Annotated in this window: 16 protein-coding genes; 12 read left to right on the top strand and 4 right to left on the bottom strand. The window is 60.6% G+C overall.

What is annotated here, in order from left to right:
- Nucleotides 1–260 precede the first annotated feature (260 nt).
- The 3 genes from QM600_RS14190 to QM600_RS14200 are packed head-to-tail and all read left to right on the top strand — an operon-like array spanning nt 261 to nt 3,551.
- Complete coding sequence (locus QM600_RS14190) at nt 261–1,463, top strand: iron-containing alcohol dehydrogenase (RefSeq protein WP_283262117.1); 1,203 nt, start codon at nt 261–263, stop codon at nt 1,461–1,463.
- 37 nt (nt 1,464–1,500) lie between these two features.
- Complete coding sequence (locus QM600_RS14195; RefSeq protein WP_283262118.1) at nt 1,501–2,823, top strand: MadS family sensor histidine kinase; 1,323 nt, start codon at nt 1,501–1,503, stop codon at nt 2,821–2,823.
- 41 nt (nt 2,824–2,864) lie between these two features.
- The gene (locus QM600_RS14200; protein WP_283262119.1) at nt 2,865–3,551 is read left to right on the top strand and encodes a MadR family response regulator transcription factor; all 687 of its coding nucleotides are present in this window, start codon (nt 2,865–2,867) and stop codon (nt 3,549–3,551) included.
- On the opposite strand, the gene QM600_RS14205 is transcribed toward QM600_RS14200, so the two are convergent.
- Complete coding sequence (locus QM600_RS14205) at nt 3,544–3,864, bottom strand: MaoC/PaaZ C-terminal domain-containing protein (RefSeq protein ID WP_502942978.1); 321 nt, start codon at nt 3,862–3,864, stop codon at nt 3,544–3,546. The genes QM600_RS14200 and QM600_RS14205 overlap by 8 nt on opposite strands.
- A gap of 43 nt (nt 3,865–3,907) precedes the next feature.
- Here QM600_RS14205 and QM600_RS14210 point away from each other — a divergent pair, with 43 nt between their 5' ends.
- Both QM600_RS14210 and QM600_RS14215 read left to right on the top strand, forming a co-directional pair.
- Entirely contained in the window at nt 3,908–4,330 is a 423-nt protein-coding gene (locus tag QM600_RS14210) for a DUF6314 family protein (protein ID WP_283262120.1), read from the top strand.
- Between the two features lie 219 nt (nt 4,331–4,549).
- Nucleotides 4,550–4,756 (top strand): DUF4287 domain-containing protein, encoded by a 207-nt coding sequence (locus tag QM600_RS14215; RefSeq protein WP_283262121.1) that lies wholly within the window; start codon nt 4,550–4,552, stop codon nt 4,754–4,756.
- A 10-nt stretch (nt 4,757–4,766) separates the two neighbouring features.
- On the opposite strand, the gene mftM is transcribed toward QM600_RS14215, so the two are convergent.
- Together mftM and mftR are read right to left on the bottom strand one after the other, a co-directional pair.
- The gene (gene mftM / locus QM600_RS14220) at nt 4,767–5,591 is read right to left on the bottom strand and encodes a mycofactocin oligosaccharide methyltransferase MftM (protein WP_283262122.1); all 825 of its coding nucleotides are present in this window, start codon (nt 5,589–5,591) and stop codon (nt 4,767–4,769) included.
- Between the two features lie 12 nt (nt 5,592–5,603).
- On the bottom strand, nt 5,604–6,203 hold the full coding sequence (gene mftR / locus QM600_RS14225; RefSeq protein ID WP_283262123.1) for a mycofactocin system transcriptional regulator MftR: 600 nt from the start codon (nt 6,201–6,203) through the stop codon (nt 5,604–5,606).
- Nucleotides 6,204–6,306: 103 nt separating this feature from the next.
- On the opposite strand from mftR, the gene mftA reads away from it, so the two are divergent.
- The 7 genes from mftA to QM600_RS14260 all read left to right on the top strand — a co-directional run bounded on the left by mftA (nt 6,307) and on the right by QM600_RS14260 (nt 13,929).
- Nucleotides 6,307–6,402, top strand: a complete 96-nt coding sequence (mftA, locus tag QM600_RS14230) for a mycofactocin precursor MftA (RefSeq protein ID WP_072782308.1) — start codon at nt 6,307–6,309, stop codon at nt 6,400–6,402.
- On the top strand, nt 6,387–6,674 hold the full coding sequence (gene mftB / locus QM600_RS14235) for a mycofactocin biosynthesis chaperone MftB (RefSeq protein ID WP_094271863.1): 288 nt from the start codon (nt 6,387–6,389) through the stop codon (nt 6,672–6,674). Before mftA ends, mftB begins: the two co-directional genes overlap by 16 nt.
- A gap of 95 nt (nt 6,675–6,769) precedes the next feature.
- Complete coding sequence (mftC, locus tag QM600_RS14240; protein ID WP_283262124.1) at nt 6,770–7,984, top strand: mycofactocin radical SAM maturase; 1,215 nt, start codon at nt 6,770–6,772, stop codon at nt 7,982–7,984.
- 38 nt (nt 7,985–8,022) lie between these two features.
- Nucleotides 8,023–9,198 carry a pre-mycofactocin synthase MftD gene (gene mftD / locus QM600_RS14245; RefSeq protein WP_283262126.1) on the top strand — a complete coding sequence of 392 codons (1,176 nt, stop codon included), beginning with the start codon at nt 8,023–8,025 and terminating at the stop codon, nt 9,196–9,198.
- Nucleotides 9,199–9,224: 26 nt separating this feature from the next.
- Nucleotides 9,225–11,150, top strand: a complete 1,926-nt coding sequence (locus QM600_RS14250; RefSeq protein WP_283262127.1) for a mycofactocin system FadH/OYE family oxidoreductase 1 — start codon at nt 9,225–9,227, stop codon at nt 11,148–11,150.
- A complete protein-coding gene (locus QM600_RS14255; RefSeq protein ID WP_283262128.1) occupies nt 11,147–11,968 on the top strand; it encodes a mycofactocin-coupled SDR family oxidoreductase in 822 nt (273 codons plus the stop codon). The genes QM600_RS14250 and QM600_RS14255 overlap by 4 nt, the downstream gene beginning before the upstream one ends.
- Nucleotides 11,968–13,929, top strand: a complete 1,962-nt coding sequence (locus QM600_RS14260) for a mycofactocin system FadH/OYE family oxidoreductase 2 (RefSeq protein WP_283262129.1) — start codon at nt 11,968–11,970, stop codon at nt 13,927–13,929. Before QM600_RS14255 ends, QM600_RS14260 begins: the two co-directional genes overlap by 1 nt.
- 268 nt (nt 13,930–14,197) lie before the next feature.
- Here the strand turns inward: QM600_RS14260 and QM600_RS14265 are convergent, their stop codons facing one another.
- Nucleotides 14,198–15,112: a DUF222 domain-containing protein gene (locus tag QM600_RS14265; RefSeq protein ID WP_283262130.1), complete on the bottom strand. Its 915-nt coding sequence runs from the start codon at nt 15,110–15,112 to the stop codon at nt 14,198–14,200.
- Nucleotides 15,113–15,177 lie beyond the last annotated feature (65 nt).

The raw sequence follows: 15,177 nt of genomic DNA on the forward strand, positions 1-15,177 counted from the left end.
TAGGGCACGCGCTTCGCTGACGCAGGGGAGTTAGGGCACGCGCTTCGCTGACGCAGGGGAGTTAGGGCACGCGCTTCGCTGACGCACGCGAATATCCCCGCTACCGACAGTCGAGCGCATAGTACCTACCCGTTCGGGTAGGTAATCACCTCTCCTTGGGTGGGTGTTTCCGATTCGATGCCCGCGTACTCTCGGACCCGGCGCCTGTTAGGCAGATCACAGTCTCGGCGTCCTGAGAGAGGAGAGTGGGAGCCGTGTCGGTGGACGCTCCGGACGCCGTGAACAGTCGTGACAGTTCCGGCCGTGCAACTAGTGCTCGCCTGGTGAAGTTTCATGCTCCCGAGATTGTGTTCGGTATCGGTTCGCTCGTCGAGGCGGCGCATGCAACTCTCCGTTTCGGCGGTTTCCGGCCGCTTCTCGTGACTGATCCGGGCCTGATCGAGGCAGGGTGGGTCGCGGAACTCGAGGCGCACCTGGCCGAACAGGGATTGCGTGCGTGCGTGTGGGCAGGGTTGACACCCAATCCCAAGGACTTCGAGATCGCAGCAGGCTTCGAGGTGTATCAGGAAGGCGAGTGCGACGTCATCATCGCGCTCGGCGGAGGCTCCGTCATCGACGCGGCCAAAGGTGTAGCTGTACTGGCGGCGAACGGTGGCAACATCCTCGACTACGAGGGTGTGGATCAAGCCACCAAACCGATTCCGCCACTGGTCATGGTGCCCACGACTTCGGGTACGGGTGCTGATGTCTCGCAGTTCTGTATCGTCACCGATACTGCCCGAGGTACCAAGATCACCATCATCGGCCGTGCTTTGGTCCCCGATGTCACGGTCATCGATCCTCGTTTGCTGACCACGATGCCGGAGTGGCTCAACGCAGCAACGGGATTGGATGCATTGACGCATGGAATCGAGGCTTTCGTCTCGCTTGCCCACAATCCGCTGACCGACCACCACGCGCTGCGAGCGGTCGGGTTGGTCACCGAGAACCTGGTGCGCACAATCCGTGATCCTCTGGAGATGGATGCCCGATCGGTAATGGCGCAGGCCAGCCTCGAAGCAGGATTGGCGTTCACCAACGCAATTCTCGGTGCGGCCCACGCGATGAGTCATCAGGTGGGCGGAATGCTCGACCTGCCGCACGGCGTCATCAACGGCATTCTGCTGCCCCATGTCATCCGCTTCAACTCGACGACGGACGCAGCGCCGTTCGTGGCAATTGCTGCCGCGCTCAATCTTCCGGAGCAACGCGGCGGTGCCGAGGAAGCAGCACTGGCGGTGGCAGATCGCGTCGAGCGACTTGCGCGGGAAGTCGGTGTTCCGAAAGGTTTGGCAGAGTTGGGCGTTCGTGAAGAAGACTTGAGCAGGCTCGCGAGCTTTGCGTTGCGGGATGCCTGCATGTCCACCAATCCGCGTGAAGCCACGCAAGAACAGATGGTGGCATTGTTCCGGGGCGCACTGTGAATCGGGTGCGAGGGCGCACTGTGAATCGGGTGCAGTCATGACCGCAGACCTGTCGCGGCTCACTGGATTGCGTTCGGGGAAAAGTTCCTTCTATCCCCAGTATCGCGGAGCGGCCGAGCGTCTCGAGCGCGTTGTGCATGCCTTGGAATTGATTTCGCGGGCGCTGGTTCGAACTGTCGACGGTCCGGAGACCCTGATTTGTGCTGTCGCGGAGGCTGCACGGGCTCACTTGAGTGCGCAGTGGATTGTGTTCGCGTTGGCCGACGGAACGCTTCCCGACGCCGGGCCGAGACGGTTGGTTCTCGGACCCGATGCCACTCCTTTTCTGGTGGGTAACGTGGAAGGTCCGCCGCTGCCCGACGACGTCGTCGGTTGTCTCGACGATATCCGCTGCGGCAGAATAGAATCCAATTCGGTGATCGACCCGCACTATGCGTTCGTTCCGATTGTCCTCGGGGGTGGGGTGGTTGGTGCATTTGCGGCCTGGACATCACAAGATCGGATTCTCGACACTACCGATGGTGCTGTCCTGAGTATTCTGGCCAGTCAAACTGCTGTCGCGCTCCAGAACTCGGCGCTGTATCAGCGAGGGCAGTTGCTCCTCGAACGAGCGGAAGACGCGTTTGCCGAGGCCAACAGGACTGCGGCTGACCTGGCGGTTCGAAACCGTGAGTTGGAATCGACTCAACGTCAACTCGGGGTGGCGCACCGCCATCAAGTGGTTGACGACGAACGCCATCGCATTGCTCGTGAACTCCATGACAGCGTGACGCAGGCCGTGTTGTCGGCGGGTATGCAGATCGAAGTGTGCCGCAGCGATATCCCGGAAGCCGAAAGAAGTGAAAGACTTGATTTAGCAAAGGATTTGACCAGGCGAGCGGTAGAGCAATTGCGGTCGGCGATCTATGCGCTCAATCATTCGTCGGACGAGGGTCGGACGTCGTTGCCGGAATTGCTCGAGCAACTGAGCGTGGTTCACATGCCCGACGAGTTGGCAGTGAGTCTGCGCGTCGGCGGCACACCGGCCGAGCTTCCCAGCGGCACGGAACATGCATTGTTGCGCATTGCCGGAGAAGCGTTGTTCAATGCTGCAGTCCACGCTCACGCCACTCGGGCGGTCCTACGGTTGACGTATCGACCTGATTCGGTGATTTTATCGATTTCAGACGACGGCGACGGCGATCCCGCGCGTATGAGATTGATCCTCAAGCTTGCTGCGAGCAACGACGTCGACGGACGGCACCGAGGTTTGGCCAACATGCAGTCTCGGGCACGCGAGTTGGGCGGCACGCTCGAGGTTCGGCGTGCGAGGATCGGGGGAGTTCAAATCATAGTGCGAGTTCCGTTTTCGGGGCAGTGAAATGACGAAGGTATCTGTCCCACAACCGAGATCGAGGAACGATGACATCTGCACGCCCCATCTCCGCCGACGTTCTCCGTCCTACCGAACGTAGTGTCATCCGCATCGTGCTGGTCGACGATCACGCGATGCTGAGGCAAGGTCTGCGGTCGGTGCTCGAACGCGAGAATGATCTACGCATCGTTGGTGAAGCATCGTCGTTGGCAGAGGCACTCGCGGTCGTAGATCGGGTCGGCCCCGACATCGTACTCATGGATTTGAAGCTCTCGGCCAGTTCGGACTACGAAGGTCTGACGTTGTGTGCGCAACTGTCATCGGCACATCCCGAACTCGGATTGCTGGTTCTCACAACCTTTCTCGACGACCACCTAGTGGTGCGAGCGGTTCACGCCGGGGCGCGCGGCTATGTCGTGAAAGATGTCGACACTACGGAACTGGTGCGCGCGATCCGTGCGGTGTCTCGGGGTGAAAGTGCTTTCGACTCACGCAGTGCCTCGGCGGTGGTGCGCTCGCTGAACCGACAGTCTTCGGCCAAGGATCGGTTGACGGACCGCGAACTCGAAGTTCTGCGATTGCTTGCAAACGGATTGTCCAACATCAAGATCGGAGAGAGGTTGTACATCTCACCGACTACGGTCAAGTTTCACGTCAGCAATATCATGCGCAAACTCGAGGTGAGTCGCCGTGCCGAGGCGGTGTATGCGGCGAGTAAGCAGGGGCTCATCTGAACGGAGAGGTATGAGGGTCACGGCGTTGGTCGACGGTCAGTTCGCCGGTCAACGCGTCGCCTGGACGCAGGGGGCGGAGGAATTGCACGTCGCGCATGCTCTTGCCGGCTATGACGTTCCAGTGGTCGTAGATGCTTTCGACCACGAGTTTCTGGCAGATCGCGAGTGTATGTATTCCGCTGCCGATCAACCCGCCGAAGACACCGGATTCGGCTGCTTCCTTGTCGGTGTGGAACCACTGGGGATCCCACCGCGCCGCGAACTCCAGGATTCTGTCGTATCTCCGGCGGGCGTGGCGTGATACTCGAAACATACGCCACGGGTACCTGGGGTTAGCTCGCCATTAGAATCGGAGCATGGTCAACAATGCTCGGGTCGATCCGAAAGCACTGGTCGGGGAGTGGAACTTCGAGCGAACAATCGTCGACCGCATCGGTGGGTCGACGAAGCGGGTCGTTGGGCAGACTGCCATCGAGGAAAAAATTGACGGTCGACTCCGGTGGTACGAGAGTGGCACGCTGTTCGACGGCGACCTCGAACTGGCGGTATTCCGGACATTGTTCATCGAGCAGCAAGACGGCAACTGGGCGGTGACGTTCGAGGACGGCCGCGAGTTTCACGAGTGGAATCCAGGTCAGGATGTCGAGCATCTATGCGGCGCCGACACCTACCGTGGACGGGTCGACATCGAGGCCGCAACTGAAGGGTGGTCCGTCGAATGGACCGTGTCAGGGCCGAGTAAGGACTACACGATGACGACGTACCTCACTCGGCACTGAGAATTTTGCTACTCGACGAATCTCGCTACTCGACGCCGATGGTGACTTCGGTGGATTTCACGAACACCGTCGCTGGTTGACGGTTGCCATTACGGTACCGAGGTTGACCGCGGTGATAGTGCCGGTCAACTGGTTTCGGGTGGGCAGTCGAATCGGCATCCCCCTGCTTTTCGGGTGTATCTCCTGAGAATAGGGGATTGCCGCAGTAGATTCCCGAGTATGAGTGAACCGGTGAAGGGCCCTGCGTCGTATTTCCCGTCGATCGAGAAGAAGTACGGTCGGCCGATCGGTGAGTGGCAGGCCATGATTCGCAGTTCCGAACTGACCAAGCACATGGAGTTGGTCGATTGGTTGAAGTCGGAACACAGCATGGGACACGGTCATGCGAATGCGCTTGTCGCGCATACTTTAAAGGAAGACGCGTAAGAATTCGCGCCTACTGTGCGTCGAGTACCAACCAACCGCCGTGGTGCTCGAAGACCTCGAATGGGGCCCCTGTCTTCTCGCCCACAACGCGCAGCGATTCGAGATCGAAAGTCCGAATGTGACCGTGGCAGGCAGTGGCCTCGTCCTCGAACGGCACAGCGATCACAACGCGCTGCCGGGCGATTCGCAACGCCTGGGCGATCACCTTCTCGCCCACAGTGTCGTCCACGTGTTCGAGGAGGTGGATTGCAGTGACGGTATCGACGCTCTTGTCCGGGGCAGGCACCTCGCCGGCATCGCAGATCAGAGTCTTGATGTCGATGCCGAGTTCGGGGGCCACTGCGTCGAGCAGAATCATGGTTCCGGGGTGAATGTCGGTGGCAGTCACGCTCATTCCGGCTTTCGCGAGCCGCAACGGGAAGAAACCGAAGCACGATCCGAGATCGAGGACGCTGCCCCGAACCCATTCCTGCGCTTTCTCGTGAATCGGTGCAAAATCGGCACTGCCGTCGAGTAGTTCGTTCAGCGAGTTCCGATAGTAGGTGGTCCAGGCTTCGAGGGCTCCGTCGACGGTGGAGCGAACCAGACCCACCATGGTGAGCTCGAATTCGTCTTGACCGAAGTCTGCGTCCTCGATCGACGCGGTGACGCCGGCAACGAGGCGCTCGCTCAGATCGGCGGCGGTCAGTGAATGCCGCACCAGCAGTCCGTCGCCGTTGCGGCTGAGCACCAGGGGGCCCGACTTCACGCGTTCGACGGTGACATGCCCGAACGACCATTGCCCCGGCGCCGAGGGTGCGAGTGAATCCATGACTGCGGGTGTCGAGGTAGCCATCAGTGTCTTTCGCTAGATGCTGATACCGGTGCGCAAGGCCTGCGTTCCGGTTCGCAGAAGTTCGGGTAGTTCCAGAGCGTCGTCGGTGAGCCACTGTTCGTACGCGGCCATCGCGACACCGAGCAGAAGGTAACCCACGGTACGTGGACCGTGGTCGGTCGGTTCGAGATTCATTCTCCGAGCTGCGTACTCGGCGACCACATGCCGCCAACCTTCGTGCATCACCACCGAGTATGCCTGAAGAGTGGGCACAGTAAGGATGAGTTCCATCCGTTTGCGGTGCACGGCAGTCTCTTCGGGCGGAAAAGTGTTGAAGGTCAGGAGTGCGGATTCGAGTGCGTCGACCAGTGGCAGTTCTTCGGGGAGCGAATCGAGGTGTGCACGCATCTCGTCGAGGTGGGCGTCGAAGTCGCCCCAGGGGACGGCGTTCTTGGAGGGAAAGTAGCGGAAGAACGTCCGCCGGGCGATGCCGGCGGCGTCGGCGATCTGGTCGACGCTGACGTCGTTGAAGCCGAGTGTGGAGAAAAGTTCGATGCCGATTTTGCTGATCCCCTCCCTGGTCGTGGAGGGGCGGCGACCTATCCGAGCGGACGGGTTTTTGCGGCTACGCATTCTTTTTTCGCTCCATGTCTGTCATTGTGCACTCGATGCCATTACAGTGGTGAACCGAGTCACAGTGAAACCCCACTCGTGACCACAGATTCAGGAGGAATCCATGTCCGATCGTGACAATAAGGCACTCGACAACGACCTGATCGAAGAATCGCTCGTTGAAGAGGTCTCCATCGACGGCATGTGCGGCGTGTACTGACCGTGCCTGCTCTTGATCTCGATGCGGGGTGGAAACTCCACCCGCAGGTAGCGCTTCGCCCCGAACCTTTCGGGGCGTTGCTCTACCACTTCGGAACGCGCAAGCTCTCGTTCCTGAAGAACACGACCATCGTTGCTGTGGTCAAGGCGTTGCCAGACCATCCTGATGTCCGATCCGCACTGCGTGCGCAGGGCATTGCAGATGACGCGGCTCCCCAATATGCCCGTGCGCTGAGCACTCTCGCCGATTCGCACATGATTGTGCCTGTCTGATCCAGACGATTCCTGTCTGATCGGTTTGCTCGCTCCACCGTGCGGAACAGCCCTTCTGCACGTTCGCCCGCTTCATACTTCGCGAGGACACAGCCATGACCTCAGTTCTTGAACATTCCTCCACGCCGGCACCGGTGGGTCGCCTTGTCGATCAGTTCGAACTCGGACTCGACGCACCCATCTGCCTGACGTGGGAACTTACCTACGCCTGCAACCTTTCCTGCGTGCATTGCCTCTCGTCTTCGGGTCGCCGTGACCCCAACGAGCTCAGCACCGAACAGTGCAAGGCCATCATCGATGAGCTGCAGCGCATGCAGGTCTTCTACGTCAACATCGGCGGCGGCGAGCCCACCGTGCGCTCCGACTTCTGGGAACTCGTCGACTACGCGACGGACCACCAGGTGGGAGTCAAGTTCTCCACTAACGGCGTCAAGATCGACAAGAAGGTCGCCGAGCGTCTTGCGGCCAGCGACTACGTCGACGTGCAGATTTCCATCGACGGCGCGACCGCTGAGGTCAATGATGCTGTGCGCGGACCGGGTTCGTTTGCCATGGCAGTGCGCGCGCTGGAAAACCTGAAGGAAGCCGGCTTCAAAGACGCCAAGATTTCGGTTGTCGTCACCCGCCACAACGTCAGTCAGCTCGACGAATTCAAGGCACTCGCGGACATGTACGACGCGACCTTGCGCATCACCCGTCTGCGTCCCTCGGGTCGTGGCGCGGACGTGTGGGACGATCTGCACCCCCGTCCGGAGCAGCAGCGTGAGCTCTACAACTGGCTGGTTGCCAACGGTGAAGGCGTCCTGACCGGTGACTCCTTTTTCCACCTCTCCGCTTTCGGAGATGCTCTGCCGGGTCTGAACCTGTGCGGTGCCGGTCGCGTTGTCTGCTTGATCGACCCGGTCGGTGACGTGTACGCCTGCCCGTTCGCTATTCACGAGCAGTTCCTTGCCGGAAACATCGTGAAAGACGGTGGCTTCCAGCATGTGTGGCAGCATTCGGATCTGTTCCAGGAACTGCGTTCACCGCAGACCGGTGGCGCGTGCGCAAAGTGCGACCACTACGACTCCTGCCGCGGCGGCTGCATGGCAGCCAAGTTCTTCACCGGACTGCCGATGGACGGCCCCGATCCCGAGTGCGTCATCGGTAACGGCGAGATGGCGCTTGCGGGTGCCGGTGAGGTTCCCAAGTCCAGCGTCGACCACTCGCGGTCCGGGCAGCGCAAGACTCCTCGCGCGTCGGTTCCCTTGACACTGATGATGCGTCCCCCTTCCAAGATCTGTGACGAAAACCCGCTTGCGGGAATGTAAGTAGCTTTTCGCTACTTGCGCTACGAGAGGTTTGTTTGATGGCTAAGAATGCTTTCTTCGAGACCGTCGCTGAAGCTCAGCGACGTGCCCAGAAGAGGTTGCCCAAGTCCGTGTATGCGGCGTTGGTGGCTGGGTCTGAAAAGGGCCTGACTGTCGACGATAACGTTGCTGCATACAGCGAATTGGGTTTCTCACCGCACGCGGCGGGTTTGCCGAACGAGCGCGACATGTCCACAACCATTATGGGGCAGGATATTTCGCTCCCCGTGATGATTTCACCGACGGGCGTGCAGGCTGTGCATCCCGACGGTGAGGTTGCTGTTGCGCGGGCCGCTGCGGCACGAGGAACGGCCATCGGACTGAGTTCCTTTGCCAGCAAGTCCATCGAAGAGGTTGCTGCGGCCAACCCGCAGACCTTCTTCCAGATGTACTGGGTCGGAAGCCGCGACGTGCTCCTTCAGCGCATGGAGCGCGCTCGCGCCGCCGGCGCCAAGGGCCTGATCATCACCACCGACTGGTCCTTCGCGTACGGCCGCGACTGGGGCAGCCCGTCCATCCCCGAAAAGATGGATCTCAAGGCGATGATCCAGTTCGCACCCGAGGGCATCATGCGCCCGAAGTGGTTGTTCGAGTTCGCCAAGACCGGCAAGATCCCGGATTTGACGACGCCGAACCTCGCCGCACCGGGCCAGGCTGCGCCGACGTTCTTCGGTGCCTACGGCGAATGGATGCAGACCCCGCTCCCGACATGGGAAGACATCGCGTGGCTGCGCGAGCAGTGGGGTGGCCCGTTCATGCTCAAGGGCATCATGCGTATCGACGACGCGAAGCGTGCCGTCGACGCCGGAGTCTCCGCGATCTCCGTCTCCAACCACGGCGGTAACAACCTCGACGGCACCCCGGCACCGATCCGCGTGCTCCCGGGTATCGCTGCAGCGGTGGGCGATCAGGTGGAAGTTGTTCTTGACGGCGGTATTCGACGCGGCGGCGACGTCGTGAAGGCACTTGCTCTCGGCGCCAAGGCCGTCATGCTGGGTCGCGCTTACCTGTGGGGCCTTTCGGCAAACGGTCAGGCCGGTGTCGAGAATGTTCTCGACCTTATGCGTATGGGTATCGACTCGGGCCTGATGGGTCTCGGACATGCCTCCATCAGCGAGCTCAGCCCCGCTGACCTGGTGATCCCGGAAGGTTTCACCCGCACGCTGGGCGCCTGACCCTCGCCTGGTGATCGAACTGTGAAGTGAGTATCGACGAACACACAACCCTGGCCGGACGCACAGTCCGGTCCAGGGTTGTTTTCGGTCCGCACGAGACCAATCTCGTTGTGGGACGGTCATTCTCGGATCGGCATCGTGGTTACTACCAGCGCCGGGCCGAAGGTGGCGCCGGGATCATCGTCACCGAAGTTGCCTCGGTTCTGGAGAACGACTGGCCGTACGAACGGGCGCCGCTGGCATCGTTGTGCGGTCCGGGTTGGCAGTCGATCTCGGCGGCATGCGCTCCGCACGGCACTCTGGTTCTTGCCGGGCTGGGGCACACCGGAATGCAGGGTTCGAGTGCCTACTCACAATCAGTGTTGTGGGGGCCGTCGCGGGTAGCTGATCCGGTGACACGCGAGTTGCCGATCGCGATGGAGCAGTCCGACATCGATGAGATGATCGCAGCTTTTTGTTCCTCCGCGGCGCTTGCAATGGCGTCGGGGATGGCCGGAGTCGAGATTGATGCCGGCCCTCGAAGCATTCTGCGGCAGTTTCTTTCAGGGCTGACCAATACTCGCACCGATCGATACGGAACCGATCGAGTGGCACTGCTGCGCGAGGTGGTTGCGGGGATTCGTGAGGCGGTGGGGCCTGCCGCAGTGATTTCCCTGCGGCTGTCCTGCGACGAGTTGGCGCCGTGGGCGGGCGTGACGCCGGAGTTGGCGGCTGGATATGTGGCTGAACTGGAGCAGTACCTCGATCTGCTCGTAGTGGTGCGCGGTGGTCTCTACTCGGTTTCGCAGTACCGCCCGGACTTTCACGAAGCGCCGAACTTCAATCTGGATTTGTGCTGCGGTGTGAAGGGTGCGGTATCGATTCCTGTTGTTGCACAAGGCAGTATCGTGGACGTCTCCGACGCCCGCGAGGCGTTGAGTGTGGCCGATTACGTCGAAATGACCCGGGCCCAGATCGCCGACCCGGACCTGGTTCTCAAATCTGTCCGCGGCGATCAGCCGCGGCCATGCGTGCTCTGCAATCAGACATGCCTGGTGCTCGACTCCCGCAATCCGGTGGTCACATGCGTCGGCAATCCCAGCGCAGGCTTCGAGACGGTGGATCCTGATGAGCGAGAGAAGGATCCGGTGTCGGGAGCCGCACTAGTTGTGGGCGGCGGACCAGCAGGGTTGGAAGCAGCAAGAATTCTGGCTGGGCGGGGTTGTTCGGTGACCCTCAACGAGCGGTCGTCAAGGTTGGGCGGCATGATCGGAAATTTTGCGCAGGGAGTTGGGCGAGCACGGTTCGGATTGCTGTCGAAGTGGCTCGAGGACGAATGCCGGGCGCTCGGGGTGGTCCTGTGGACCGAGACAGAGGCGGGATCGCAGGACATCGAGGATGCGCGCGCACAAGGTGAGTTGGTAGTGATTGCGACGGGTAGCGTTGTCAGGCCCCCGACGTACCCCGTGGATTCCTCGGTTCGCTGGATGGACGCGTCGGCGGCTCGGGAGCTAGTCGACGTGAAAGGCCCTGTCGTTCTGGTCGATCCACTGGGTGGGCCGATTGCAGTTGCCATCGCTGAGACACTTGCCGAGCGGGGCCTCGCTGTGTCGATAGTCACCCCCGACACGATCATCGGTTCGCGGTTGGGGATGAGCGGGGATCTGGTGGGCGCCAACACCCGAATCCAGCAGGCCGGAATTGTGCGGGTGTGTTCTTCTCGGGTTGTCGCGGTCTCCGACGGTGCTGTGGTTGTCGAGAATGTCTACACGGGCGTGGAGACGCAGTTGTCGTGCGCCGTGGTGGTCGACTGCTCACCCCGTCTGCCTGATGATTCCATCCAGAATTTCGCGAGTATGCACGTCGGAGATGCAATTGCTCCGAGAACTGTTCTCGAATCCATGCGCGAAGGACGCTCCGCAGGGTTTACTGCTAGAACAAGTTTCAATTCCGATGAGAGGGTCAACCCATGACACAGGCACGTTCACTCGAGGGCCGCGTTGCATTCATCACCGGCGCAGCGCGCGGTCAGGGCCGCTCGCATGCCATCCGCCTGGCTCGTGAAGGCGCGTCGATTATTGCCGTCGATGTGTGCGCGGCAGTCGCGGCCGACAACACCTATGAAGCAGCGACGGCAGACGATTTTGCCGAGACCGTGCGTCTGGTTGAAGCAGAAGGCTCAAAGATCTTTGCCCGTGAGGCCGACGTCCGAGACGGCGCGGCACTCGCAGCCGTCGTCAAGGAAGGCGTTGAGCAGTTCGGTCGACTCGACGTCGTCGTAGCGAACGCCGGTGTCTGCAACTGGAACCGCTTCTGGGAAATGTCGGACGAGCAGTGGGAAACCCTCATCGACATCAACCTGACCGGTGTCTGGAAGACGCTCAAAGCTGCGGTTCCCACCATGATCGAGGGTGGCCGCGGTGGATCGATCGTCGTGATCAGTTCCGTTGCCGGGCTCAAGGCCATGCCCGGCCAGGCTCACTACGGTAGCGCGAAGTTCGGTCTCGTCGGACTCACACAGGCTGCGGCAAAGGAACTGGGGGAGTACAAGATTCGCGTAAACTCCATCCATCCGTACGGCGTGAATACACCGATGGGCACCGATCAGGGTGCCCTGGCGATTTTTCAGAACTACCCGCAGTACCTGCCCAACTTTGCACCCATCCTCACCGACACCGCGTTCGCGGAGCCGGAGGAGATTTCCGATACCGTCGCGTGGTTGGCTGGCGACGGATCACGCACCGTGACGGCAAGTCATTTCGCGCTCGATCAGGGCAACTCCAAGGTCTGATGACGCCATACCGTCGACTCTTCGCGCCATTGCGCTTGGGCAACCTGACTCTGCGTAACCGGGTCGTGTTCTCCGCACACCTGACTAACTATGCCGCGGACGGTTTGCCTACAGCGCAGCACGCCGCGTATTACGGGGCGCGGGCAAAGGGCGGGGCCGGGCTGATCATCAGTGAGGAACATTCGACTCATCCGTCGGATCGACCGTACGAGAAGATGATCGAGGGCTATCGGCCCGAGGTGGTCGAGGGGTATCGCAGGATCACCGAATCTGTGCACGTGCACGGTTCGGTGATCCTGGCGCAGATCAATCACAACGGCGGGCAGGGAGCCGGAACATACTCGAGGCTCCCGCTCTGGGCGCCCAGCGCAATCGCGGATCCACTTTTTCGTGAAGTCCCCAAAGCTGTTGACGACGCAGACATTGCAGAGATTCTCGACGGTTTCTCACTGGTAGCGCGCAACTGCATAGCCGGCGGTTTCGACGGCGTCGAATTACAGGCGTCGCAGTCGTCGATAGTCCGCGCATTTCTGGCACCGTCCACAAACCGTCGCACTGATCGGTATGGCGGCACAACGGAGAACCGGGCGCAGTTTCTGCTGGAGGTCTTGCGTGTTCTCCGCGAGGCGATCGGACCGGACCGAGTGCTCGGGGTCAGGCTCAGTGGTTACGAAGGTACTCGCGGCGGCATCGAACTGGTAGATGCTGTCGAAACTGCGCGGCTCGTGGAGGCAGACGGTCAGGTCGACTACATCAATACCGCCATCGGGATGGCCACGGAGACACTGTATCTGATCGAGGCCTCGATGGCAGTGCCGGCCGGCTACGCGAATTTCATTCCGTCGGCGATCAAAGAGGTTGTCTCGCTGCCTGTGATCGGTGTGGGACGGTTCAAATCTGCGGAGCAGGCTGAGCAAGCGCTCGACGAAGGACTGTGTGATCTGGTGGGAGTAGTGCGCGGCCAGATCGCGGACCCGGATTTTGTGAACAAGGCTCGCGCTGGTGAATCGGGAACGGTGCGAACCTGCTTGTCCTGCAACCAGGAATGCGTCGGGCGGATGGGGCTCAACCGTTGGTTGGGGTGTACGGAGAATCCGACGGCCGGTCGAGAGTCAGTCCTGTTGCCGTTGCAGTTGTCACTGCCGCGACTACCTGGTCGAGATGTTGTTGTGGTCGGCGGTGGCCCGGCGGGTTTGCAGGCAGCGGCGACTGCCGCCCAGCGAGGGCATCGGGTAACCCTGTTCGAGCGTGACAGTGTTCTTGGTGGGCAAATCCGCACAGCGTCGGTGATGCCTACTCGCCGAGAGTTGGGTGACCTGATCAGAAACCTCGAATCTGAATGCCGCAGAAACGGTGTCGAGATATTTTTGGCAACGGATGTCACTTCGGCGATGCTGGCGGGTATGGCCGCTGATGTTGTTGTGATCGCAACGGGAGCGCGGCCCGTTCACCCACTCTGGGCGGGGGATTCTGAGCGCGTCGTCGGGGTCAGAGATGTGCTCGATAGGAACGTACTGCCGAGCGGATCGGTATTGGTGTTCGATGAACTGGGATTTCATCACGGACCCTCGGTTGCGGAGTTTCTGGCTGATCACGGCTGTGAGGTCACCATCGCGACCAACGGGATGGTGGTCGCTCAGGATTTGAGCATTACCTTGGATTTTGAGACCTGGAACCGTCGGGCACACGAGAAGTCGATCACGCAGCGCACGGATCTGATGGTGACGGCAGTGCATGGAGATAGTCCGTTGACCGTCGATTTGGTGCACCACCCAACCGGTGTGGCGGAGACCAGCGTTGTCGACTGGGTTGTGTACGCGACACAGCAGGAACCTGAAGATGATCTATGGAACATGTTGCGAGGAAGTTCCTTCGAAATTCATCGTATCGGTGACGCGTTGTCGCCGCGTCGGTCGCATGCCGCTGTAATCGAGGGTCACCGTGTGGCATCGGCGATCTAATCTGCGCTGCATAACGCCATGAACACCAACAACGTGTACACCAGGGCATGTTTCTTCCCCGTTGCACACGTTGACTATTCGGTTGTTCAAGCTGCTGTCGGTGGACTGTTTCCCGGTAGCGGAACCTGATACGGATCGACCGACATCGGCGGGCAGAACCGAGTTCTCCGATCGTCCCCGATCTCGACACTCCACTCGGTGTGGTGCAACAACCGGTGATGGTGACCGCACAAAAGTATGAGGTTGCCGAAATCGGTTGGGCCACTGTCTATCCAGTTGAAGGCCAAGGCTCGCCGCTGTGGGACTGTAGCAGTTCGCTCGTCGATTCCCGCGGAAAATGCCGTTTTGGTCGAGCAGGATTCGAGTGACCGTGCAATCGCACGCCAGCATGCGGGCGGTATCGAGACTGATCGGCCCAGTTGGTGATCGCATCCCCGAGTTCCTCGATGGGCGACAACAGATCTTTCAATGCCTGCAGATTCGTCAGGTCTTTCGCGGTGGCCGTGATCGTCAGGTGCGGTTTGACGCCACCTTCGACGGGCTCGAGGCCGGCCATCTCGTAGCGGCGCAACATCTCACAGAAACCGTCGGCACGCCGAAGTGCCGGAGTACGAGCATCTTTCACACCGTCGATTTCGGAATTCGGCTTCGAAAGCCCGGACAGTAGAACGATCAACCGGGCGCCGTTGACGGCGTCTAGGTTACCTTTGACGCTGACGTGACCGTACAAACCTTTGGATGCATAGAACTCGTTGCGCTGAAGAATCCTCCCCGACGGGGACGCCGTCGGCGCGGTTTGCCGTACTTCTTTTCGATGCGCCGGACGACGGCTCGGACTTCCGTCGCAGTCGGAAACCTTCTTCGAGGCGAGGTCCAGAAGGATTTCCCGGGCCTTTTCGACGTCGGCGATAGGCATGTTCTTGGATGGGTGTTGGCAGAACTGCGCCACCTGCCGCGCCTTCTGCATATCGATATCACCGTCGTGAAAGGACTGTGCGACTACAGGTTCAAGCATGAACAACCGCGCGAGCGAGACCAGTTGACTGTATTCGCCAATCTCGAGGTTGGTGGACCGATGCAGCCACTGGGCGATGGCCCGGAAGCCGGTGTCAGGGAGAGTGTCACGGGTGAACATTTTCGACAACGAGGTGCCCCAGGCGCGATTGCATGTCATGGCGGGCATAGACCAGGTCGAGAACCTCTATTTTGAGACCCTCGCAGTCCAGTCGCCACGCTTCCCGATTCCCC

This window comes from Rhodococcus sp. IEGM 1379 (genome assembly GCF_030056815.1).
In the GTDB taxonomy this organism is placed as follows: Bacteria; Actinomycetota; Actinomycetes; order Mycobacteriales; family Mycobacteriaceae; genus Rhodococcus_F.